This is a genomic window from Roseibium litorale, assembly GCF_014842915.1.
GTDB classification, from domain to species: domain Bacteria; phylum Pseudomonadota; class Alphaproteobacteria; order Rhizobiales; family Stappiaceae; genus Roseibium; species Roseibium litorale.
Genome location: NZ_JACYXI010000001.1, coordinates 513,923 through 535,782, shown reverse-complemented (window position 1 = coordinate 535,782; position 21,860 = coordinate 513,923). Strand labels below are relative to the sequence as shown.

Here is a 21,860-nt window from a genome sequence, read left to right as displayed (position 1 = left end):
CGTACGACACTCCAATGCAGCCTAAGGGCAAAAGAGTTAACATCCCTTTAGGCCTACGTCCGGAACAGTAAAATGATGACCTCTGGAAAAGGGCTCAGCCTCAGGGTTGGCTGCCTGTTCGCCAGCTATTTCCTTGGGTTTGGCATCTTTCTGCCGTTTTTTCCCCTGGTGTTAAAAGATCGGGGCATTCCCGTAGAGGAAATCGGTTTTATTCTTGGGGCCGGGACAATAGCCCGTATTATTGCCAATCCTCTTATGACTGGATTGTCAGATCATACGGGCCGGCGCCGGCTGTCCATCCTGCTTTATTCCCTCGCCAGCATTGCTTTTCTTGTTTTCTTTCTGATGACAGGCGGTGTTTGGAACGCGCTGATTGCTGTCGTCGGCCTTCTGGTGTTCTGGTCGCCAGTCGTTCCCTTGAGTGATGCCTATGCTCTGGATGTCGTCCGCAACTATGGAGCCGATTATGGCCGGATGCGGCTTTGGGGATCTGCCGCCTTTGTCGTGTCGAACATGATCGGTGGCTGGTTGATCCTTCTGGACAGCAGCACTCCGGCTGTGGTTGCGGTCATGATCGGGATCCTGTCCACCGGTCTGGTGGCGATTTCTCTGCCGCCGCAGGTCAGTTCCGTGCGGGCGGAAGGGGGAACTGCGGACGAGAGGCCCCGCCTGTTCCTGCGCCCGGCCTTCTGGCTCATTCTTGCGGTGGTTGGTCTTTTGCAAGGCAGCCACGCCGCATTCTACGGCTTCTCGACGCTTTTCTGGAAAGCCCATGATGTTTCCGAATTTCTCATCGGCGTCTTATGGTCGACAGGCGTGGCGGCAGAAATCGGCCTGTTCCTGTTTGCCGGACGGCTCGGGCTGACTGCCTATCCGTTGACGCTGCTTCTGATGGGCGCTGGGGCGGGTATTCTGCGCTGGGGTCTCTTTCCGTTTGCCCAAGACTTCTGGTCCATGGCGTTGCTGCAGCTGTTGCATACGATGACGTTCGGCATGGCGCATCTTGGCAGCGTCGGTTACCTGTCCCGGATTGTTCCGCCAAAATGGGCGGCGACGGGGCAGGGCTTTCTGGCCGCGTCCAATGGCATCCTGATGGCCGTGGGATATGCCGTATGCGGTCCGCTGTACCAGTGGAACCCGGGCTATCCGTTCTGGCTGATGTCGGGTTTGTCCTGTGTCGCTCTTGCCGGACTGATTGCTCTGCGCCCCTTGATGCAGCGGACCATTGCTGAGGCGGCGGCAGATTAAAGATCTGTCAGGTTTCCTGTTTTTTCTTGGTCATGGCTCATGCCGCTCCTACCTGTCTTTTTACAGACAGATGCATGTTTTCAGGCTTGGCCTGCCAAGAGAAAAGGGGAGGAGCATATGGTCAAGGCTCCGTCACCGGCCCGCAGAACCCCCGGCTACGATCCGGAAAAGCGGGCAGACGATCTAAAGAGACGCTTTGCCCGTGTCTCAAACCGGTCGCTCGGCCGAAGGTCTGGTGTCCGGCTGTTCAACTCCACATCAGGCGGGTCATCCGCTCCTGTGAGGGCACCTTCGTTTTGGATGACGGCTCTTGTTGTGGCCGTCATTGGCCTTGTCGCGGCGCAGATGATTCTGACCTGAGCAGAGCTTGGAACAAGCCGCTCCGGAAACCTGAAAGGTGCTGAAGCGGCTTGCCTGGAAATCGGGATATCAGCCCCAGAGAGCGGGCTCCGGCGGGAACAGGCTGCTGCCTTCGAATGTGAGTCCTGGCTGCCTGTCACGCGCCAGCAGCAGCGGGCCGTCGAGGTCAACAAAGTCCGCCATCTGGGCAATCAGCACGGCAGGGGCCATCGCGAGAGATGTGCCCAGCATGCAGCCGATCATCACCTTGAACTCCAGATCTCTTGCTGCCCGGGCCATCAGCAAGGCTTCGGTCAGGCCGCCAGCCTTGTCGAGCTTGATGTTGACTGCATCGTAACGGTCACGAAGGCTTTTTAGGTCGGCACTGGTGTGAAGGCTTTCATCGGCGCAGACCGTGACGGGCCGGTCCATGTCCGCCAGAAGCCCATCCTTGCCAGCAGGAAGAGGCTGTTCGATCAGGGCAACGCCTGCTTTCAGGCAAGCAGCCATGTTGGTTTCGAAGCAGGCCTCGTCCCAGGCCTCGTTGGCATCCACGATCAGGGTTGAGGAGGGCGCATGCTCGCGAACCGCAGCAATGCGCTCGTCATCACCCGCACCGGTCAGCTTCACCTTCAGAAGCGGACGCGCGGCAGCCTTTGCCGCTGCTTCCGCCATCTTTCCGGGCGTATCCACGCTCAATGTGTAGGCCGTCGTGACGGGCTTGAGAGCTGGAAGCCCCGCCAGCTCCGAGGCGCTCTTGCCCAGCATTTTGGCCTCCAGATCCCACAGCGCGCAGTCGACTGCGTTCCGTGCGGCTCCGGCGGGAATCAGGGTCTGGATGTCAGCGCGGCTTGCGCCTTTTTCCAGGTCTGCTGCGACGGCCCGGATCTGCGCTTCCACGCTTTCCAGGCTTTCACCATAGCGGGCATAGGGCACACACTCGCCGCGGCCCGCGAAGGAGCCGTCGGTCAGGGTGACGAGCAGAACATGCGCGTGGGTTCTCCGGCCACGGGAGATGGCAAAGCCACCTCCCGCGATCTCGAACGCTTCCGTTTCGATCGCAAGTGTCCGGGTCATGGAGCACCGAACTCGCTTGCGACCCGGTCGACGATGTTTTCCATGCCGAAACGGACCGGGTCGGTTGCCGGCAGGCCATTATGGGCCTTGGACACTTCGGCCAGATAGGCCTTTGCTTCGTCTTCTCCGAGTGCCGAGGTATTGATTGCAATGCCGATGCAGCGGATGTCCGGGTTGGTCAGCTGACCGCACTGGATGGTCAGGTCAATGACCTGCTGGATCGTCGGCAGCGGGGTCTTTACACCGCGCATGGTCTTGCGGGTCGGCTCATGGCAGACGATGAAACCGTCCGGCTGGGAGCCGTGCAGCAGGCCGAGGGTGACGCCCGCGAAGGACGGGTGGAACAGGGACCCCTGACCTTCGATGATCTGCCAGTGATTGTCTTCGGTCTCTGGCGAAATCCACTCGGCGGCACCGGAAATGAAGTCGGCGACCACCGCATCCAGCGCAGCGCCCCGGCCGGAAATGAAGACACCGGTCTGGCCAGTGGCGCAGAAGGAGCTGGTGTAGCCGCGCTCGTTCATTGCCTTGTCCATGGCAAGCGCTGTGTATTTTTTGCCGACGGAGCAATCCGTGCCGACGGCCAGAATGCGCTTGCCGGACCGCTTGGTGCCTTTGCCTGTGTCGAAGGTCTGAGTGCTGTGGCGCACGTCGAACAGCTTGCGGCCATTGCGCTGCGCGGCTTCCTTGATTGCCGGGATGCTTTCCAGGCGCACATGCAGGCCGGTTGCAACATCAAGCCCCGCATCCAGGGCTTCGACAACGGATGCGATCCAGTGCTCGGGCAGGCGGCCGCCTGCGTTCACCGCGCCAACCACCATGGTCTTCACGCCTGCCGCGGCGGCTTCGGAAATGCTCATGTCAGGCAGTCCCGTGTCCGCGGCGCATCCGGGCAGACGCAGCTGGCCTTTGCACCAGTCCTTGCGCCAGTCCACAATGCCGGTCGCTGTTTTTGCGGCCAGGGCGTCATGCACATCGCCGAGGAACAGAAGATAGGGATGCTCGATAATCATAAATGGGACTCCGGTTGGGCCTGACGGGGAGGCGTCTGGACGATCAACTCCTTGTCAAGGTATACGAGGGTCAGCGAACGAGCGGCAAGGGGGTCTACAGTCCGGAATGGCGTTCTTGGAGAAAAATACCCCTCCGGCCTGCGCGAGTGAGTCCGACCGTGATGTTCTACGGCTCAAGTTGTCCGGCGACTGGGTCATCAGCACGGCTGCCGAAGCCGAGGCTTTGCTTGACGGGTTCAGGAAGGGGCCCCATCAGGGCGTTGTGCTCGATGTGTCGGCCATCGGTGTTCTAGACACGAGCGGTGCCTGGATTATCCACCGCTTGCAAGGGGCACTCGAGTTTGGCGGTACCCGGGTCAAGCTGTGCGGTCTTGATGAAAAGCGGACTGTGTTGTTCTCCGAGCTGGAGAAACACCACCCTCCCGCATTCAAGCCAGAGAAATCCCGCTTCTCGATAGTCGGGATGTTGGAGGCCACCGGACGCCAGGTTGTGGCGATCTGGCATGACTTGCTGGCCATGCTTCATATATTCGGCTCGCTGGGCATGGTGCTTTTCACTGTGCTGGTGCAGCCCAAACGGCTGCGCGGTATTTCCGTCGCGGTTCAGTTCGATAGGTCTTGTATCGGCGCGGTTCCCATCGTCGCCCTGATGAGCTTTCTGATCGGCGCGATCATCTCCCAGCAGGGCGGCTTTTATCTGAGGCAATTCGGCGCAGACCTTTATGTCGTCGATCTGGCGGGAATCCTGGTGCTGCGCGAGATCGGCGTGATCCTGACGGCCATTATGGTCGCTGGTCGGTCAGGCTCTGCATTCACGGCTGAAATCGGCGCAATGCGGATGCGGGAAGAAGTCGACGCGCTGCATGTCATCGGCTTGAGCGTGACCGAGGTCCTGGTCCTTCCGCGCATTCTGGCGCTGATGCTCGCGCTGCCGATCCTGACATTCATCTCGGATATGGCATCTCTCGTCGGGTCCGGGCTTGTGGCATGGATCTATCTGGATATTCCGCCGGCTGCCTTCCTGATCCGTCTCAGAGAAGCAATCACGATGGAGACGCTGATGGTCGGGCTGGTCAAGGCCCCGTTCATGGCACTGATCGTCGGGTTGATTGCCTGCGTCGAAGGGTTGAAGGTTGAAGGCTCCGCAGATTCGCTTGGGCGTCAGACTACCATGTCGGTCGTCAAAGCCATTTTTCTCGTGATCGTGGTGGATGGCCTCTTCGCCATTTTCTTTGCGGCCATTGGCGTTTGAGGCAGGGATGAGACAGGGCATGGACGCGGAAGACACCGGAGGCCGTGAGACGGCGGGAGACGGGGCCGGTGTCATCCTGTCGGTCAAGGGCGTGACTGTCGCATTCGGCTCGAAGGTGATCCTCGACAATCTTGATCTGGATGTGCGGCGCGGGGAGGTTCTGGGCTTCGTGGGCGGATCGGGCACGGGGAAGTCAGTGCTTATGCGTGCAATCCTCGGCCTGACACCAAGGCGGTCCGGAAAGATCGAGGTTTTCGGTCACGATCTGGACCGGTCCACCGCCGCAGAGCGCAAGATGGTGGAACGCCGGTGGGGGGTCTTGTTCCAGCAAGGTGCACTTTTCTCATCGCTTACGGTGAAGCAGAACATCCAGGTTCCCATGCGCGAGCATCTTAACCTGTCTCCCAAGCTCATGGATGAGCTGGCGATGCTGAAGCTCGAGCTGGTGGGACTGCCCCAGGACGCCGCCGGCAAGTTTCCCTCGGAGTTGTCTGGTGGGATGATCAAGCGGGCGAGTTTGGCCCGTGCGCTTGCCTTGGACCCTGATTTGGTGTTTCTGGACGAGCCGACCTCCGGTCTGGACCCGATCGGAGCGGCTGCATTTGATCAATTGATTGCGAACCTGAGAGAGACGCTCGGCCTGACAGTTTACATGGTCACCCATGATCTCGACAGCCTCCATTCAATCTGCGACCGTATCGCGGTTCTGGGGGAAAAGCGTGTTCTCGTGATCGGAACGATCGACGACATGATGAAGAACGATCACCCCTGGGTGGTGTCCTACTTCCGCGGTGAGCGGGCCTTACGCAGGATCTGAAGGATCGAGGAATGGAAACCCGTGCGAATTACATAATCATCGGCGCCTTCATGCTGGCGACGCTGATCGGCGCGTTCGGGTTCGTGTACTGGCTGGCAGCAACTGCGGAATCCCGGGAGAATCTCTTCCTCAAGATTGTCTTTCCTGCGCCCGTAACAGGTCTGCCCGTGGGTGGGCAGGTGCTGTTCAACGGCATCAAGGTCGGGGACGTGCGCTCGCTTGATTTCGATCCGTCCAATCCCAAGGTGGTGGTGGCGACCGTGCGGGTGAAGCCGAGCACTCCCTTGCGCACGGACACGACTGCCTCGCTCAACTTCACCGGATTGACCGGTGTTGCCTATGTGGATCTGAACGGCGGCAGCCAGAGCGCGCCGCTGCTGCTGGATCCTGAATCCGATACGATCCCGGTCATCAAGGCCGAAAGGTCGCTCTATGACGACATCACCGGAGGGGTGCGCGATGCGCTCAAGAAGGCTGATTCGACCATGGATACGATTGACGAGTTCCTGAAGACGAACAGTCCCACGGTGACCCGGACGCTGGAAAATGTGGAAACTTTTTCAGATGCGCTGGCCTCCAATTCTGATGGCGTCAAGGACTTCATGGGCAGCATCGGCAAGGCCAGTGACGCCTTCACCAGCCTCGCCGGGCGGATGGAGACTCTGGTTCAGGAAGGCGAGCGGATCCTTGCCGCAGTGCCTTCCGATAAGGTTTCCCAAATCGTCGATGATATGGAGAAGTTCAGTAAGAGCCTCGGGAACGCGGGAGAAGGTATCGATCAGGTCGTTGCCGACGCGCAAAGCGCCGCAAAGGAGCTGGACTCCTTCTCGAAGCAGTTGAATTCGAGTGTCGGACAGGTTCAGCAGATTATCGCGCAGATCGATCCACAGGACGTCAACAAGGTGGTCAAGGGGGCGTCTGCCCTCGGAGAGGTTCTGGAAAAGCGCACGCCTGAAATCGACAGGATAATCGCCTCCTCGTCGCAGACGATGGACAATCTTGCTTCTGTCTCCCAGACGGTCCGTGACAGCAATGAGGACATCACGGCGATCCTCAAGGACGGCAAGGAAGTCTTTGCCAAGGTGAATGGTCTGGTTGCGGCTGTCGATTCAGCCAAGGTGGCCGGGATCATTGACCATGTGGAGACAGTGACCGGAAGCTTGTCCACCCAGACCCAGACCATCAGTGACACGATTGCCTCGGCCCGTTCGGCTGCGGCGAATATTGAGAACATGAGTGCGGATCTGCGCCAGCGCACGCCGGATGTGGATCAGATCATAACGGATGCAAAGCAGGTCGCCTCCAATCTGAATGCGACTTCGATGCGGATCCAGGGGATCGTCGACAAGGTCGGAACCATGGTCGAAGGCGATGGCGAAGGCTTTATCGCTGAAGCGACCAAAGCTGCTGCCTCGATCCGCAAGGTGGCAGATGCCTTCTCTTCACGCGCTGACTCGATCGCCAGCGGCTTGCAGAAATTCACCAATCAGGGATCTTCCGACTTTGCAGCCGCGATGGCGCAGGTCAACCGGACACTGGTCTCGATCCAGAGGGCTGTCGAAACCTTCAATAGAAATCCGAACAGGATCATCTTTGGCGGTGAGGAAGTTCCCACCTATAATGGCGGCCGGCGCCGGTGACGGAAGGATGATGGGTTTGCAGAGGGAACGGGGCGGTAACGCACGCAAGAGCTCCAGTGAGCAGTCTGCAGAGGCCGGGCTTGGTGCTGCATGCAATCGCAGACAGTTGCTGGCTTTTGGCGCGGCTGCGGGCGGGTTGCTGCTCGCAGGATGCGCGAGCTCGGCTCCTTCCGCTCTCTATGCTCTCAGTGCTCCGGAAATAGGGGCGGAGCAAGCGGGATTGCGCCGTGGCGGCAAGCAGATACTCGTGCCACGCCCGCGTGCCCTCAACGCTCTCGACAGCAATTACGTTGCTGTTGTGGACCGGGGTGAGGCCTATAGCTACTTTCCTGGAATCGCCTGGGCGGATGCGCTTCCAGATGTTCTGCAGGCGCGTATTGTCCAGACGCTGGAGAATACCGGCCGTCTTGGCGGTGTCGGCTTTCCGGGAGATGGGCTGCTGATCGATTATCAGCTTCAGACCGAGCTGCGTGCCTTCGAGATCCGGGTGGACGGCCCAAAGCGCGGTTTGGTCGAACTCTCGGCGAAGCTGGTCAATGACCGCAATGGCCGGGCCATCAGCACACAGGTTTTCCGGGCAGAGACAGCTGTTTCAGGTGCAGGGGTGGACCAAGCCGTTGCGGCGCTTGATGCCTCCGCCATCAAGGTCATGGCTGAACTGGCTGCCTGGGTCCTCAGCCGTACCTGAGAGGCCTCAGGGAGCGTTTCTGTGCTTTCCAGATGCCGGTGTGCGCCGGAGATGGTATGCCCGCCTCTGTATCAACCGGGCCTGCCTTAGCGGCGCAGCAAGCCGCCAATCCCGAATTTCGGGAACGACATGCGCAGCACGGGACGCTGAGCGGATACATCTGCCAGGGACTCGCGCCAGACGATGAAGATCCCCGAGGCGATGATGATCGACGAGCCAATGCCGACATAGATATCCGGGGTCTCGTTGAAGAAGAAGAAGCCGAAAACCGTCGCCCAGATGATCTGGCTGTATTGCATTGGCGCAATGACCGCAGCAGGGGCTGACCTGTACCCCAGGATCACGCAGAACTGAGCGGTGACCGACAGGAAGCCGAGCAGGGCCATGAAGCCGAGGTCCGGCAGATGAACCGGAACATAGATATTCGGCAGCAGCGCCCCCATGACCACGAGCGAGAGAAGCATCGGGTAGAGAATCAGGACCGCGGACCGCTCTTGAGAGCCGATCTTGCGGATCACGATGTTTCCCATTGCGCTGGCACAGGAGGAGGTCATCGCGGCAATGTGGCCGAGGGTCAGCTCTGATGTGCCGGGGCGCAGAACGATCAGGACGCCGATCAGTCCGACGATGACCGCCATCCAGCGCTGGAGACGGACAACTTCCCCCAGCAGCGGAATGGAAAAGATCGTGATCAGCAAAGGCGTCGCAAACAGCAGCGAATAGACCTCCGCCAGCGGCAGGTGGGTGAAGGCGTAGAAGGCACAGGAGAGCGCCAGAAGCGAGAGCGCAGAGCGCAGAAGAACCAGCCAGGGATAGCGCGGCCGGAAATTGTCGACCGCCTTGTCGCTCAGGATCATCAGGGAAGTCGGCACGAAGGCGAAGAGCATCGCGAAGAAGATGATCTGGAAGACCGAGTAGTCGCCTCCAAGGTGCTTTGTGATGGCATCGTGGGTAGCATAAAGCGCGAAACCCAGGAACGCGGTGCCAAAACCAAGGGCGGGGGAGGGACTGGAGACGGACATGGCGCAATCAGCTGGAGTTTAAAACGATTCAACTCCTTTAGCGTTGAAGGCGTCTGCCGTGCTGGTCAAGGGCTAAATCCCCCGATGCGGCGGAGAGGGGGAGCCATGAACAGAACAATGAAATGCCTCCGGCGTTAACAGAGGTTCTTGTTCTTGGCGGATACATAGCATCCTATCTGGCTTAAGATCGGATAGCGCATCGTCGCCTATCAGGATATTGGAACTATTATCTGGTTCAGCGGAGCTTCAAAGCGTGTTGAAACTTGACCATCTTACAGTGATAGCTCCCACGATTGCCGAAGGTGTGGCTCATGTCGTTGAGTGCCTTGGCTTGGAGGTGCCCTCCGGAAGCCGTCACGACTACATGGGAACGCACAATCATAGGCTCCAGCTTGGAAACTCAGTTTATCTCGAGATCGTTGCGCTCGATCCGGCGGGGAAGGAGCCGGACAGGCCCCGATGGTTCGGACTTGGCGATCAGGTCAATGTCCGGTCGGACTGGGACAAAGGCCGGCGGCTGAGAGGATGGGTCGCAAATACGCCTTCTCTAGATACCGTTCTTGCCATCCAAAGCGCCTATTTTGGCCAAATGGTTGCTCTTCCTACCGGAGATCCGGATTTTGCCTTCAGTATCCCTAAGGATGGCTCCCTACCGCTTGATGGCGCGCTTCCGTCCCTCATCGACCATTGGGGCGATGCGGGCTACATCGCCACGATCCCCGATCTGGGCGCCCGGTTTTCGTCGCTGGTACTTGAACACCCAGATCCGGCCGGCATCGGGGAGCTTTATCAGGCTCTTGCAATTGATTGCCCGCTTTCGATCGTTCAAGGGCCAGAAGTGCGCTATCGGGCGAGTATCGAAACACCGGACGGATTGCGGGAGCTGACTTGAAGCTACCTTACGGCAGTTGGGTTGCCTGGCATTCGTTGTTGTGTTCGGCGTAAGAAAAAAGGCGGGTCTGTGAGGCCCGCCTTTTTCTGTTTCGCTTAGGTGCTGCCTCTTAGTCGAGGCGGCCGCTGGCGTGGGCCAGCATGGTGTAGACCTTGCCCGTGTCCGAGCTCAAATAGGTCTGGCTCAGCATGTTGTCACGGTCGTTGCGGGAGACCTGGGCGAGCAACTGCTCGAAGTCTGCCACGTAACGCTCCACGGCGGTACGGAACTCGGGATCGCGGGCATACTTCTGACGGATCTCGTCAAAGGTCTGCTGTCCCTGCAGGGTGTAGAGACGGCGGGTGAAGACGTGGCTTTCGCCGCGCTTGTACCGGTCCCACAGATCCACGAAGGTCTCGTGATCGATCGCCCGGGCAATGTCCACGGAGAGCGAGTTCAGGCTTTCCACCGTGTGGAGCGGGGAGCGTCCCTGAGCCTGGCCCTGGTCCTCATCGCGGGAGGCTCGGCGCAGGAGATCAGAGACCCAGCCCTTGGAGCCAGCCTCAGCGGCTGGAGCCGCAGGGGCTGCCGGACGGCGTGCCGGTTCTGCAGCGCGGGCTGCCGGGGCAGGGCGCGGCTCCTGACGGACTTCCTTGCGCGGCTCGGGAGCTGGCTGGCTGACCGTCTGGGCACGTGCCGGTGCCGCATAGGCGGCAGGAGCGGCGGCTGCCTGGCGGTCACCCGGGCGGGAGATATCCAGAGCGTTGGACTGCTTGGAGACGATATCCGACAGCTCGGTCAGGGCGCGGATCTGCTCCTTGACCACCTTGCGCAGCGCAGCTGTTGACTCTTCGGCTTCTTCCGGCAGGTTCAGAACGCCCTGCTTCAGCTCGTTGCGGGTGGCCTCCAGCTCGCGGTTGACGTCGCGGGCAACGTCGCGCATGCGGGTCGCCGCATCGCTGAAGCGCTCTGTCGCATCTGCCACGGTCCGGGTCATTTCCGAGATGATGTCATCCTGCGCGGAGCGGATGGCGTCACGGGCCTTCTGGCCTTCCATGCCAGCGGTCATGCGCATGGACTCGAACTGTTCGGACACCTGCTTGGTTGCAGCCTCTGCGGCGGCTCCCAGCATGTGGGCGGCTTCACGTGCCTTGTCGTCGGCTGTTTCCAGCGTCTCGGAAAGGGTGCTGGTGAAGCTGCGCATCAAGTTGTCGACAGCCTCGGTCTTGGCCAGCAGGGTGTCTGCGACCTGTTCGATGGCCGTGCGGCGCTCGGAGATGCGCTTGTCCACGGAGCGGTTGGTATCGTCCAGATGACGTGCTGCTGTGTTCAGCTCGCCAGCATGATCGGCAAAGCGCGACGCCAGCGTCTGGATGTCTGCAAGGGTCGTCTCGGTAACGGTGCGCAGAGCATCGACCTGTTCACCGATGACGCCGGTGGACGAGTTGGTTTCAGCAACGGCCCGTTCAACGGCGTTGCGGAACTCGTTTGCGCGGCGGCCGAGGTTGATCTCGACGTCCGAAAGATTGGTTTCGGCAGAACTGACGACACCCTGCAGGACCGCGTTGGACTGATCCAGCTTTGCCAGGATAGCCGAGATATCGGCTTCCAGGCGGTGCTTGGTGTCGCCCAGCAGATTTGCAGCCTGTTCCGCACGTGCGGTGAGGGCGGTGACGATGCGGTCGCCGGCGCTTTCCAGGGAGCGGGCGGCATCCAGGCCGTTCTGAGCCACCGAGCCGCTGACTTCCTGTCCCTTGGCTGAGACAGCGTCGAGGATGACGGTGATATCGTCCACGAGGCGGTGCTTGGTCTCGCCGATCAGGCTTGCGGCCTGTTCGGTGCGCTCGGTCAGGGTGGCCGCGATGCGGTCGCCTGCGGTTTCGAGGGACCGGGTTGCCTGCATGCCGTTCTGGGTGAACCGCTCGCTGACTTCCTGGCCCTTCGCACTGACCGTATCGAGGATCGCGGAGATGTCCGTTTCCAGACGGTTCCGCGTATCGGTCATCAGGGCCGCAGCCTGCTCGGTGCGTTCGTTCAGGGTCAGGGCGATACGGTCACCTGCATCGACCAGGGAGCGGGTTGCTTCCAGGCCGTTCTGGGCAAAGGTATCGCTGACTTCCTGGCCCTTGATGGTGATCGCATCCAGGATCGCGCGGTGAATTGCGGACACGCGGCCTGTAAGGTCGCTGGCCCGCAGTTCGATGGCTTCGATGAGCTCGTTGCCATCCGTGCCGACGAGCTTGGCCAGCTCTCCCGAGCGGGCGCCGAAGGCTTCGTTGAGTGTGGTTGCCTTTTCCAGCAGTTCGGCTGCAACGGCATTGCCGCGGCGCGCCAGCAGGTCTGCTGCTTCGTTGATCGCTGCATTGACCCTTGCACGAACCATGTCGGCTTCGCCGGTCATCTGGCCGCGGATCTCTTCCAGCGTCTTGTGCAGGGTCAGCCGGGCCTGTTCACTTTCTGCAGACAGGTTGCCCGAGATCTCGGCAATGGTCCGTGCCATGTCGGTGCGGACCTTCTCGCTCTCCCCGGTGAGGGAGCCGGAGAATTCGGCCAAGGTCCCGGCGTAGAGCGTCCGGGCCTTTTCGCTTTCTGCGGCCAGGCTGCGGGCGGCTTCTCCAACAGCAGAGAGCACCAGTTCGCGGATCCGCTCGCCTTCACCCTGCAGAGAGCCTGTCGCGGAGGACATGGCGCCTGTGATGGCCTCGGCCGCACGCTGTGCTTCGCCGACCAGAACGCCGCGGGCTTCACCCACGGAGCCCAGAACGATCTGGCGCATGCGGTCGCCTTCACCAGACAGCTTGCTGGTCGCAGCATTGACGCTTTCGGTGACGAGGTCGACTGTGCGGGTGCGCTCTTCGGACAGGGAGTCGACGGCCTGAGTCACCGCTTCCTTGACCATGTCGCGCATGCGGGCGCTTTCGCCCGAAAGGGTCTGGCTGGCCTCGGAGATGACACCGGTCAGGATGTCGCGGGCCTTCTCGCTTTCGCCGGTCAGGGTGCCGGAGATCTGCTCCAGACGCTCGGTCAGGACGGTTTCCAGCTGGCCTGCGCGGGTGTCGAGGGTTTCGGCAACTTCAAAGACCTTGGCGCCAAGGGCGACGTTGATCTCTGCGATCCGCTCGGACAGGGCATCCGTCAGCTGCTCGCTCTGGCGGGACAGGACAGAGCCTGCTTCCACCAGACGGTTGTCGAGCGCGCTGGTCATTTCTTCCTGGCCATCGACGAAGGCCTTGGCGATCTCGCGGGTCCGGGAGATCAGTGTTTCGCTGATCTGACGGGCGCGGTTGTCGAGGGTTTCGTCAATGCGTTCCGTTCCGGCGGACATGGTTGCTGCCAGATGATCCGCCTTTTCCGCCATGGAGGTCGCGGCGTAATCTACGCGTTCCGACAGCGACTTGGTGATCTCTTCGGCGCGGTCGGCAAGGGTGGTGCCTGCAGCTTCCACGCGCTGGCCGAGCTGGATGGTGATGGCATCCGAACGGTCGGCCAGAATGTCGGAGATGTTCCGGGTCTTTTCTTCCAGAGCCTCAGAAATGCCGGAGGTCCGCTGTTCGATGGCTTCGGAGAGCAGGTTGGTCCGGGTTTCGAGCGCTGCCTCGAAGGTTGCAGTCCGCTGATCGAGGATAAGGTCGAGCGTGTTGATCCGGCTTCCCAGAGACGCGTCCATGCTGTCGATGCGGGCCGAGAAGGTCGTGTCCAGCGTCGCAAGACGGCTGTCGAGAGATTCCGACAGCAGCAGGGACTTGGTGTCGAAAGCCTGAACCAGGGCGCCGCCCTTCTCGGTGACGATCTTGTCCAGTTCGCCAAGATGCGTGGCGAGGCCGTCGGTCAGAATCTGCCCTCGGGTTTCCAGGGTTTCGCTGATCAGATCGCCAGCAGCATTGATGCTCTGGGCAACCCGTTCACCCCGGCTGCCGATGAGTTCGGCAAGAGAGGTGCCGGTGTCGGCCAGGCGCTGGGTGATTTCGTGCGTCTGGTAGCCAAGGGTCGCGGAAATATCCGAGGACACGCTTTCCAGGGACTCGCGGAAGCCGAGGCTCTGCTGTTCCATGATCGTGGCCATCTCGTTGGAACGGGCGGCCAGCCGCTCGTCCAGCTCGGTGCCATTGATGGAGATCGCTGTGTAGATGCGTTCGGAGATCGTATCGAGCTTTTCGGCCAGTTCGCCGCCGCGGACCGTGATGGTCTCGGTAAGCGTGCCGGCAGTCTCGTCCAGTTTGGAGGCGATTTCGCCGCCGCGCAGGGACAGGTCAACCACGATGGATTCGCCTGTTCCACGGAGGATTTCGGCCACTTCAGAGCTGCGCTCGGACAGGGTATCGACGATTTCCGCGCCGCGGAGGGAGATGGTGTTGGTAACTTCCTGGCCGCGTTCGGAAATGCTTTCGACCACCCGGTTGCCGGTTTCGGCAAGGGAGTTGTCCAGATTGGTGACGCGGGTATCGACCGTGGAGATAAGCTCTTCGGTGCGGGCGGAAACCGTATCGATCAGGCGGCTGCTGGTGATCGACAGGTTGGCGTTGATCTCTTCGCCGCGCTGGCTGATCGTGTCGCCGACCGAGTTGCCGGTTGCTTCCAGGGCGGTGCGGAACTCCTCTGTCTTCGTGCTGATCGTCTCGATGACGCGGGAGCTGGAAGAATTGAGGGTTTCGTTGATTTCCTGGCTGCGCTGGCTGATGGTGTCGCCAACGGTCGCGCCGGTGCTTTCCAGAGCGTTGCGGAATTCCTCCGCTTTCTGGGTGAGGGTTTCCACCACACGGGAGCTGGAGGAGTTGAGCGTTTCGTTGATCTCGGTGCCGCGGATGGAAAGGGCTTCCACGAAGCTGTTTGCCGTGATCTCGAAACGGTCATTAACCTCGGTACCGCGCAGGGAAAGGTTTTCCCAGATCTCGTTACCAGTCTTGGACAGGTTGTCGACCAGCTCGTTGCCGGTCAAGGACAGGCGGGCGACGTAGTCATCTGCACGCACGGTCAGTGCTTCGACCAGTTCATTGCCGGAAGCGTTGAGGCTTTCGCTCAGGGCATTGATACGGGTGTCCACCGCGCCGGTCATGTGCTCGATGCGGGAGCTGACGGATTCAACAAGACGCTCGGTTGCCTTGTCGACGGAAGAACCGATTTCCTCAGAGGCGCTGGAAAGCTGTGCGGCAAAGCTCTCGTGTGCGCCGGAGATCGTCTCACGGACACGGTCAGCATTCAGAGAAATGGACTCGCGCTGGGAAACCAGTTCCTCAATAAGGGACCGGATCTTCAGCTCATTGTCATTATAAGAGCGTTCCAGCGAGGAGACTTCGTTGTGAACGAGCACTTCCAGTTCGCTGGCACGTGCAATCGCCCGTTCGATACCGTCTCCCATTGCGGAGACTTCGCGGCGGATGGCCTGGCCGACAGACAGGATGGACTCTTTCGCCATGTCTTCCGGCTCTGCCAGACGCAGGGCGACTTCCGTCATGCCACGCGCGACGATGCGCATTTCCTGCGCACGCCAGATCATCATCGCCATGACCCAGAAGAAGACGATCGGTACCACGATGGCAACCGCGGAGAGGATCAGCTCGGGAGACTGGCTGAGGTTGCCGAGACCTGAAGCGTTCGACAGCTTATCGCCGAAGGCGGACATGGTCAGGCTGAAGCCAACGGTTGCCCAGACGATCGACAGGGCGAGGGCTCCCCAGAACGGAACCGAAGACGGACGGCGCTGAAGCGAATAGATCAGGTTGCCGATGCTGCGCCGGTCGTCATTGGCTGCGGGCGGGCGTCCGCCACGGCCGCGACGGCGGCGGCTGCCACCTTCTTCGCGCTCTTCCGCCTTGCTGGAGGTCTTTCTCTGGGAATCCGGCTCGCTTGCCATAGGGCTGGCTGACGCTGTTGCGTTGCCGCCGGTGTCCGGGCCGCCAAAGTCAAGCTTCAGAGCTTCTTCGACAGCGGACAGTGCCGCTTCCGCAGGATCTTTCACCTTCGGGGGATTTGCCATTGTTGGATCGCCTCACGTCCGTACTCAATACTAATCCGCAGCCGGAGACTTGGACCGGACAGCGGACACGCTGGCCATGAAAAGCGCAAACCGTACGTGTTCGATGCTTTTCGTGGCCTGGCTTGGTAGGGGGCCGCCGCTGACCGGCTGGCAACAGGAAGTTGCGCAGCCTTGTCCCCACCTTGCCGCATCGCTCTACCTAATGGCACACTCTTGCCTAAGGAACAACAAACAGCAATCGTTTTAAGGGGCTAGAGGTGCCTGATCATGGTGGATGAGAAGTGGGAAATGCCTCTGGAGGACGAGTCATGACGGAGAAAATCGGACGTCAGCGTCCGGCTGTACCCTCGGATGCGCAACAGCGATGGTTGAAAATGGGCCTGTCTCAGGCCGGTGGCAAACTGCCGCTGTTTGACCGGAACGGACGCGAAATTCCGGCACGCACGATTCAATCCTGCCTTGAACATGGATGGGCAGAGCCTTGGTTTTCCAACCCAATCAAGCCTGACTGGCTTGTCTGCAAGCTGACGGACAAGGGCCGGGCTGCTCTCGGTGTGAAGCCCTGAACAGGACCGGCGCCCCGGTTTGTTCCGGCCTCCGGCAAAACAGTGGCCAACTCGTCCGCGAAGGGGCTATCCGGAGGGCGGAAACCATTCGTTAAAGTGTCTCAACAGACGTTAACCAAAGATTCACTTTATTGGGGACATCCGCGAGTCACCTGACGTTAGGGAGGGGTCTTAACGGACCGTTTGGTTTAGAGGCGCAAGATCGTGCTTATGGCAGCTGCGCGTGGGGAGAAGCGGTGCTGCCCCAACAAGCCAAGCGGGGTAACGCAAGATGGCTATGACATCGACAGCACGGGTTGAAACCCGCCATGAGCAGCCGGCTCCCATTGATCTTGTATCTTTGGCCGCCAATACGCTCGGAAACCGGGATCTGGAGCGCGAGGTCCTTCGCATGTTCCGGGCCCAGACCAGCAGCATGATGTCCCGTATCGATCAGGAAGCCTCCGATCTGGTGCGCAAGGATCTGATCCACACCCTCAAGGGGTCCGCAAGGGCAATTGGAGCAGACCACGTGGCAAAGGCTTGCGAAGAGCTGGAAGCTGTTCTGGCAGCGGGCGGTGCTCCGGATTTCCGGCCTCTGGTCTCCGCGGTCGCTGAGGTCAATGACTATATTGGTTCCCTTCTTTAGGTTTGACCTGAAGTCAGGGGTCGGAATTGGTTGGGCAACACTAGCAAGGGTGGCGGCCGGGACTTGCCGCCTCCTGGGGCGGCGGCGTTCTCACGGAGCTGCAAATCGCCTTGCTCGGCATGTGTCTGTTCTTGACCTTTGAGCCTAAACCTTTATGTCGGGAAGGAACCATTCCTTCTCATCTGATCAGACGCGGATCATGCCCAAAATCACATATGTCACAGCAGACGGTGCCCGTACCGAAGTCGAGGCTCCGGTCGGTTCCACCGTTATGGAAAACGCCATCAAGAACATGGTGCAGGGAATTGAAGCCGAGTGCGGCGGTGCCTGCGCTTGTGCAACCTGCCATGTCTATGTGGACGAGGCCTGGACCGGCAAGACCGGATCCCCTGAACCCATGGAAGAGGACATGCTCGACTTCGCCTATGATGTGAAGCCGAACTCGCGTCTGTCCTGCCAGATCAAGGTGACAGATGAGCTGGACGGCCTCATCGTCCATGTGCCTGAGCGCCAGGCCTGACCCGGCTCTGAACGTCTTTGAGGGAGACCGGCATTTCATGCAGATGCCGTAGACATATAAAACCCGCCGGATCGCTCCGGCGGGTTTTTTGTGAAGCGCGGCCCCTTTGGTTTTACTCGGCCGGCTGTGTCATGGGCCGGGGCAGGAACCAGAAGTCGACCTCGTTGCCTGCATCCGGATCCGACGGGATGAAGGAGGCGAGCAGCAGGCTGATGAGCGCCATGCCTGCTCCTGTCAGGAACACCGCAGCCGGAGAGGCGAGCCAGATCAATCCGAAGGTTACCGGAATGACGACGGCGGCAATGTGGTTGATGGTGAAGGCCACACCGGCCGTTGGCGCAATGTCCGGCGCATCGGCGATCTTCTGGAAATAGGTCTTGATCGCGATCGCAATGGCAAAGAAGGCGTGGTCGACCACATAGAGACCTGCGGCGATCCGCTCGTCGGTGACATAGGCATAGGACACGAAGACCAGGATCAGTCCGACATATTCCACCATCAGGGCCTTGCGCTCGCCAAAGCGGACGATCAGCTGGCCGATCTTGGGGGCCAGCAGCATGGAGAACAGGCCGTTCAAGAGGAACAGGGCAGCGACTTCATGAACGTGGTAGCCGAAACGTTCGACCATCAAGAAACCCGCAAAGACCGTGAAGATCTGCCGCCGGGCGCCTGCCATGAAGGTGAGCGCGTAATAGAGCCAATAGCGCTTGCGCAGGAACAGTTTCTTCCGCTGGGGGACACCTTCTTTAAAGCTGGGAAAGGCGAAGACGACAAAGGCCAGAACCGCCAGCGTCATGCAGCCCGCGATCAGGAACACGGTGGTGAAGGACAGGTCGAAGGTCTTCCAGCCGACGAAGATCAGTCCATAGGCGACCAGTTGGGCGAAGGCTCCGACCGAGACGATCTTGCCCATGGAGGCCGCCGCCGTCGCCTTGGGCAGCCACTGCAGGGACAGGGACTGGTTCATCGTCTCGTAATAGTGGAAGCCGACGGACATCACGAAGGTGGTGATGTAGAACCCGGTCGCAGTCGGGAAATAGCCGGTTGCCGCCACGCCTATGCCGAGAAAGGCGAGCGAGACATAGGCCAGGGTCTGCTCCCGCATGACCAGCAGGAAGTAGATCGCCGCAAAACTGAGGAAGCCTGGAATCTCGCGGATCGACTGCTGAATGCCGATTTCCTTGCCGGTGAAAGCGAGCTCCTGAACCGCGAAATTGTTCATGAGGTTCCACCAGGCCGCAAAGGACAGCTGCATGGCACCCGCCATGATCATCAGGAGAACGGCGGGAGAGCGCCAGCCGGTGGCGGTCTGGGTCTCAACGGAACGGGTAAAGTAACTCATGGTCAATCTGCTTTGCTGATGGGAATTTCAGCGTTTTATCTGGATTGTCCTGTTGCGTGTTAGCGCTATTTCGTCAAGATATGTCTCTGATCCGCCAGAATGACGAAAATCGGGTCCGGTGTTGCCACTGCCGCCGGACGCCCGGACGCAAGGGGGAGGGGGCATCATGAGCATTCATGCCGAACTTTACGATTTGCCGGACGAGCTGCCAGATGTCCCGCTGCTCGGTTATGCCAGCACGGGAAAACGGGGGCGTCTGAATGACTGGCACTCTCATCCCACGTGCCAGCTCTATCACGTGATCAGCGGATCGGCGGCGCTGGAGACAGGGACGGGAACCTTTTTCGTGCCGCCGGAGCGGGCAGTATGGATCCCGGCGGGCGTCAGTCACCGGGGACGGTATCTCGCAGATACGGACGTGCGGTTTCTCTATGTGGCGGAAGACGCGGCGCCCGGCCTGCCGCGTTCGACGGTTGTCGTGCAGGTTACCCGGCTGTTGCGCGAACTGATCCTGGAGTTCATGACTTTTTCCCGCTCCGAGACCCTCGAGGGGCCGGCGGCGCGGATCGGGGCGGTGATCCTTGACCAGCTGCGGGTTCTGCCGGAGGCACCGTTGCAGCTGCCCATGCCACGGGAGGGCAAGCTGAGGGATCTGTGCGAAAGCATCGTCCGCTGTCCGGGCGAGGTGCCCGGCCTCAGCGAGGCGGCAGAGCGCTGCGCGACCTCGGTGCGCTCCTTTGAGCGGCGCATCGCGCAGGAGACGGGATTGAGCTATCGCAGCTGGTGCCGCCAGGCCAAGCTGTTCCGCGCGCTGGAGCTGCTGGCCACCGGCATGAGCGTGTCGGATGTGTCGCACAAACTCGGCTATGAGGGGCCAAGCGCCTTCGTCTCCGTCTTCCGCAAGGCCTTTGGCGTGACGCCAGGGCGTTATTTCGATAATCCCCCGCCAGATTGACGTAGCTCAAGGACGGTTTTTGGAGCAGGTTTAAGTATCCAGCTAAATGAAATCTGGAGAACGACATGTTCAAGAAGATCCTGGTGCCGGTTGATCCGGCCGAGCCTGCCTTCGCCGAAGAAGCCCTCAAGAAGGCCGCCCAATTCTCCCGTGAGCATGGCAGCAAGGTGCATCTTCTGGGCGTCTGTCCGGAAGTGCAGAGCTTTGTCGCCAGCCAGCTGCCGGACGGTTTTCAGCAGAAGGAAGAGCGTGAGACCCGCAGGATGCTGGACGAGCTGGCCAAGGGCATGGATCTGGTGCCGGAAGCCGTCGATACGGAAGTGCGTACGGGCTCCGTCTATCACGAGGTGATCGACAGCGCCCAGGAGACGGGTTGCGATCTGGTGCTCATGACCAGCCACAAGCCGGGCCTTGCGACCTATTTCATTGGCTCCAACGCCGCCCATATCGTCCGCCACGCCCCGTGCTCCGTCATGGTGCTGCGCGGCTGAGGCGAGATCCCTCAGGGCAAGAGGATTTCATCCCGGCGGGTAAGATGCGGACCGGGAAGGGGAGGCGTCCTATCCTCGCTTTGAGGCACCGGGACCGGCAGGCGGAAAGCCTTCCGGTCCCGGTTTTGGTTTGGAGAGGAGGCTTGAGATGTCACAGACAGTCGAACTGGTCGACAATGCTCGTTGTCATTCTTTCCATCCTTTTACAACAGGTTCATCGAGCACATTCGGCCCGGCCGAAAGACTCGTAAAAACAATGAATTCATCCAATTCAGCGACATAGACGGGATTATCTGCTGGCCTGAAATCAGCCCAAAGTCGGTTTGCTTCGAGCTTCATCGGATAAGACGCAGTCGGCTTCGTGCTTCGGTCGACATTGATTTGCCACCTGTTGGGATACATCGGTTCATAAATGCAGCCGAAAGATCCACTTTCATTGAGATCCACATAAGAGCCTTCGTCGGTCGAAAAGACCGGATGGATCGTGTCGTAAGTCGCGAAACGACCGACTTTTTCACCCTCTCCTTTCGGCATATAGCCAACCGGAACGAGAGAAGGGTCACTACGCCAGCCTTCGTGTTGAAACGTCTGTGTGAAATTCGGCCACAGCTCATCAGATATCAGATAAGCGCGCCCATTTTTAGGTAATGTTGCGACCCATTCCTCAAGCCCTGGCACCTTGGACCATTCAGACTTGGGAAACCGCCAGGCCCCGTAACAGACCGATACAATACGGATTCCCGGTCGCATTCCGCGCTCCTTGTAGAGCGTCGTGCCGTAGGCGTAGTCGTTGTCCCTAGGAAAGATAAACGGCGTCAGATCCGGGCTTTCGGTCCCTGCCCGCTTCTCCGATGCCCTGAACGCTCTTCTATCGACCTTGACCGGCGGATAGACCTTGATGAACTCCACATGGCCTTGCTTGCCGGAAAGTCCCGTCTCGCTGACGTAATATTCCATGCGGTCGAAGGTCTCGGCATCGTTCACCCACAGGACCGGCATCTTCGAATCCGGTTTCAACTTCGAGTGTTCTTCTGTGAAAGGTTGCGCCAGAAACCGGTGGACCTTTTTTTTGTCTTCCTCGATCTCGCTTGGGCTAGCCGATGCCCAACGGCAAGCGTGTATCACTGGCGTGTAGACCGCCGACTTGGTGCCGGGAACCTTGGCACCGATCACCGGCGGATTGGCATAGTCGCCTCCGGTCGTGGTTCCCGGAGAGACCATCCAGTCGGTGACCAGGGTTCCCGTGCATTTGATCACCCGCTCGATGGTGACCGGAACGCCATCGACTTTCACGTCGACGCGGTAGCTATAAAAGACCGGATAACGCGGGTCATTCCGCTCGCAGGCGGCAAGCAAAAGGGCGCAGGCGAGGATTGAGATCGGGCGGAAAATTGCTTGCATGAAGGACCACTCTCAG

General features: G+C 60.1%; 18 protein-coding genes. 12 read left to right on the top strand and 6 right to left on the bottom strand.

All coding sequences use genetic code 11. The features are described from left to right. Positions 1-72 precede the first annotated feature (72 nt). Positions 73-1,248 (top strand): MFS transporter, encoded by a 1,176-nt coding sequence (locus tag IG616_RS02770; protein ID WP_192146148.1) that lies wholly within the window; start codon positions 73-75, stop codon positions 1,246-1,248. A gap of 117 nt (positions 1,249-1,365) precedes the next feature. Next, entirely contained in the window at positions 1,366-1,608 is a 243-nt protein-coding gene (locus IG616_RS02765; protein ID WP_192146146.1) for a hypothetical protein, read from the top strand. A 69-nt stretch (positions 1,609-1,677) separates the two neighbouring features. On the opposite strand, the gene dgcA is transcribed toward IG616_RS02765, so the two are convergent. Continuing rightward, positions 1,678-2,664, bottom strand: coding sequence for an N-acetyl-D-Glu racemase DgcA (gene dgcA / locus IG616_RS02760; RefSeq protein ID WP_192146145.1), 987 nt, complete (start codon positions 2,662-2,664; stop codon positions 1,678-1,680). Then, a complete protein-coding gene (dgcN, locus tag IG616_RS02755; RefSeq protein ID WP_192146143.1) occupies positions 2,661-3,677 on the bottom strand; it encodes an N-acetyltransferase DgcN in 1,017 nt (338 codons plus the stop codon). Before dgcN ends, dgcA begins: the two co-directional genes overlap by 4 nt. Positions 3,678-3,783: 106 nt before the next feature. Here dgcN and IG616_RS02750 point away from each other — a divergent pair, with 106 nt between their 5' ends. From IG616_RS02750 to IG616_RS02735, 4 genes are read left to right on the top strand one after another with little or no spacing between them, the layout of a single operon-like run. Continuing rightward, positions 3,784-4,929, top strand: a complete 1,146-nt coding sequence (locus IG616_RS02750; RefSeq protein WP_192146141.1) for an ABC transporter permease — start codon at positions 3,784-3,786, stop codon at positions 4,927-4,929. Between the two features lie 19 nt (positions 4,930-4,948). Continuing rightward, positions 4,949-5,746 carry an ABC transporter ATP-binding protein gene (locus tag IG616_RS02745; protein ID WP_192146139.1) on the top strand — a complete coding sequence of 266 codons (798 nt, stop codon included), beginning with the start codon at positions 4,949-4,951 and terminating at the stop codon, positions 5,744-5,746. An 11-nt stretch (positions 5,747-5,757) separates the two neighbouring features. Further along, entirely contained in the window at positions 5,758-7,386 is a 1,629-nt protein-coding gene (locus IG616_RS02740) for an MlaD family protein (protein WP_192146137.1), read from the top strand. Further along, entirely contained in the window at positions 7,367-8,074 is a 708-nt protein-coding gene (locus IG616_RS02735) for an ABC-type transport auxiliary lipoprotein family protein (protein ID WP_343072331.1), read from the top strand. The genes IG616_RS02740 and IG616_RS02735 overlap by 20 nt, the downstream gene beginning before the upstream one ends. 86 nt (positions 8,075-8,160) lie before the next feature. On the opposite strand, the gene IG616_RS02730 is transcribed toward IG616_RS02735, so the two are convergent. Next, entirely contained in the window at positions 8,161-9,096 is a 936-nt protein-coding gene (locus IG616_RS02730; RefSeq protein ID WP_192146133.1) for a DMT family transporter, read from the bottom strand. Positions 9,097-9,349: 253 nt separating this feature from the next. Here IG616_RS02730 and IG616_RS02725 point away from each other — a divergent pair, with 253 nt between their 5' ends. After that, complete coding sequence (locus IG616_RS02725) at positions 9,350-9,988, top strand: VOC family protein (protein WP_192146131.1); 639 nt, start codon at positions 9,350-9,352, stop codon at positions 9,986-9,988. A 109-nt stretch (positions 9,989-10,097) separates the two neighbouring features. Here IG616_RS02725 and IG616_RS02720 read toward each other — a convergent pair whose 3' ends face one another. Next, positions 10,098-15,941, bottom strand: a complete 5,844-nt coding sequence (locus IG616_RS02720) for an apolipoprotein A-IV repeat region-like domain-containing protein (RefSeq protein ID WP_192146129.1) — start codon at positions 15,939-15,941, stop codon at positions 10,098-10,100. Positions 15,942-16,249: 308 nt separating this feature from the next. Between IG616_RS02720 and IG616_RS02715 the strand changes: the two genes are divergently transcribed. The 3 genes from IG616_RS02715 to IG616_RS02705 all read left to right on the top strand — a co-directional run bounded on the left by IG616_RS02715 (position 16,250) and on the right by IG616_RS02705 (position 17,655). After that, entirely contained in the window at positions 16,250-16,507 is a 258-nt protein-coding gene (locus tag IG616_RS02715; protein ID WP_192146127.1) for a hypothetical protein, read from the top strand. Between the two features lie 277 nt (positions 16,508-16,784). Beyond that, entirely contained in the window at positions 16,785-17,135 is a 351-nt protein-coding gene (locus IG616_RS02710) for an Hpt domain-containing protein (protein ID WP_192146125.1), read from the top strand. 199 nt (positions 17,136-17,334) lie between these two features. Continuing rightward, the gene (locus tag IG616_RS02705) at positions 17,335-17,655 is read left to right on the top strand and encodes a 2Fe-2S iron-sulfur cluster-binding protein (RefSeq protein ID WP_192146123.1); all 321 of its coding nucleotides are present in this window, start codon (positions 17,335-17,337) and stop codon (positions 17,653-17,655) included. 112 nt (positions 17,656-17,767) lie between these two features. Here IG616_RS02705 and IG616_RS02700 read toward each other — a convergent pair whose 3' ends face one another. Continuing rightward, a complete protein-coding gene (locus IG616_RS02700; protein ID WP_192146121.1) occupies positions 17,768-18,997 on the bottom strand; it encodes an MFS transporter in 1,230 nt (409 codons plus the stop codon). Between the two features lie 166 nt (positions 18,998-19,163). On the opposite strand from IG616_RS02700, the gene IG616_RS02695 reads away from it, so the two are divergent. After that, on the top strand, positions 19,164-19,952 hold the full coding sequence (locus IG616_RS02695) for an AraC family transcriptional regulator (RefSeq protein ID WP_192146119.1): 789 nt from the start codon (positions 19,164-19,166) through the stop codon (positions 19,950-19,952). A gap of 65 nt (positions 19,953-20,017) precedes the next feature. After that, entirely contained in the window at positions 20,018-20,443 is a 426-nt protein-coding gene (locus tag IG616_RS02690) for a universal stress protein (RefSeq protein ID WP_192146117.1), read from the top strand. Between the two features lie 186 nt (positions 20,444-20,629). Here the strand turns inward: IG616_RS02690 and IG616_RS02685 are convergent, their stop codons facing one another. Further along, positions 20,630-21,844, bottom strand: a complete 1,215-nt coding sequence (locus IG616_RS02685; protein ID WP_192146115.1) for a hypothetical protein — start codon at positions 21,842-21,844, stop codon at positions 20,630-20,632. Positions 21,845-21,860: the final 16 nt, after the last annotated feature.

What these genes read in the sequence shown, in the direction of transcription:
- IG616_RS02745 (WP_192146139.1), top strand. Translation starts at nt 4,949, where the DNA reads ATGGACGCGGAAGACACCGGAGGCCGTGAGACGGCGGGAGACGGGGCC.
- IG616_RS02705 (WP_192146123.1), top strand. Translation starts at nt 17,335, where the DNA reads ATGCCCAAAATCACATATGTCACAGCAGACGGTGCCCGTACCGAAGTC.
- IG616_RS02710 (WP_192146125.1), top strand. Translation starts at nt 16,785, where the DNA reads ATGACATCGACAGCACGGGTTGAAACCCGCCATGAGCAGCCGGCTCCC.
- IG616_RS02730 (WP_192146133.1), bottom strand. Translation starts at nt 9,096, where the DNA reads ATGTCCGTCTCCAGTCCCTCCCCCGCCCTTGGTTTTGGCACCGCGTTC.
- IG616_RS02765 (WP_192146146.1), top strand. Translation starts at nt 1,366, where the DNA reads ATGGTCAAGGCTCCGTCACCGGCCCGCAGAACCCCCGGCTACGATCCG.
- IG616_RS02715 (WP_192146127.1), top strand. Translation starts at nt 16,250, where the DNA reads ATGACGGAGAAAATCGGACGTCAGCGTCCGGCTGTACCCTCGGATGCG.
- IG616_RS02720 (WP_192146129.1), bottom strand. Translation starts at nt 15,941, where the DNA reads ATGGCAAATCCCCCGAAGGTGAAAGATCCTGCGGAAGCGGCACTGTCC.
- IG616_RS02700 (WP_192146121.1), bottom strand. Translation starts at nt 18,997, where the DNA reads ATGAGTTACTTTACCCGTTCCGTTGAGACCCAGACCGCCACCGGCTGG.
- IG616_RS02770 (WP_192146148.1), top strand. Translation starts at nt 73, where the DNA reads ATGATGACCTCTGGAAAAGGGCTCAGCCTCAGGGTTGGCTGCCTGTTC.
- IG616_RS02750 (WP_192146141.1), top strand. Translation starts at nt 3,784, where the DNA reads ATGGCGTTCTTGGAGAAAAATACCCCTCCGGCCTGCGCGAGTGAGTCC.
- IG616_RS02740 (WP_192146137.1), top strand. Translation starts at nt 5,758, where the DNA reads ATGGAAACCCGTGCGAATTACATAATCATCGGCGCCTTCATGCTGGCG.
- dgcA (WP_192146145.1), bottom strand. Translation starts at nt 2,664, where the DNA reads ATGACCCGGACACTTGCGATCGAAACGGAAGCGTTCGAGATCGCGGGA.
- IG616_RS02685 (WP_192146115.1), bottom strand. Translation starts at nt 21,844, where the DNA reads ATGCAAGCAATTTTCCGCCCGATCTCAATCCTCGCCTGCGCCCTTTTG.
- dgcN (WP_192146143.1), bottom strand. Translation starts at nt 3,677, where the DNA reads ATGATTATCGAGCATCCCTATCTTCTGTTCCTCGGCGATGTGCATGAC.
- IG616_RS02735 (WP_343072331.1), top strand. Translation starts at nt 7,367, where the DNA reads ATGGCGGCCGGCGCCGGTGACGGAAGGATGATGGGTTTGCAGAGGGAA.
- IG616_RS02695 (WP_192146119.1), top strand. Translation starts at nt 19,164, where the DNA reads ATGAGCATTCATGCCGAACTTTACGATTTGCCGGACGAGCTGCCAGAT.
- IG616_RS02690 (WP_192146117.1), top strand. Translation starts at nt 20,018, where the DNA reads ATGTTCAAGAAGATCCTGGTGCCGGTTGATCCGGCCGAGCCTGCCTTC.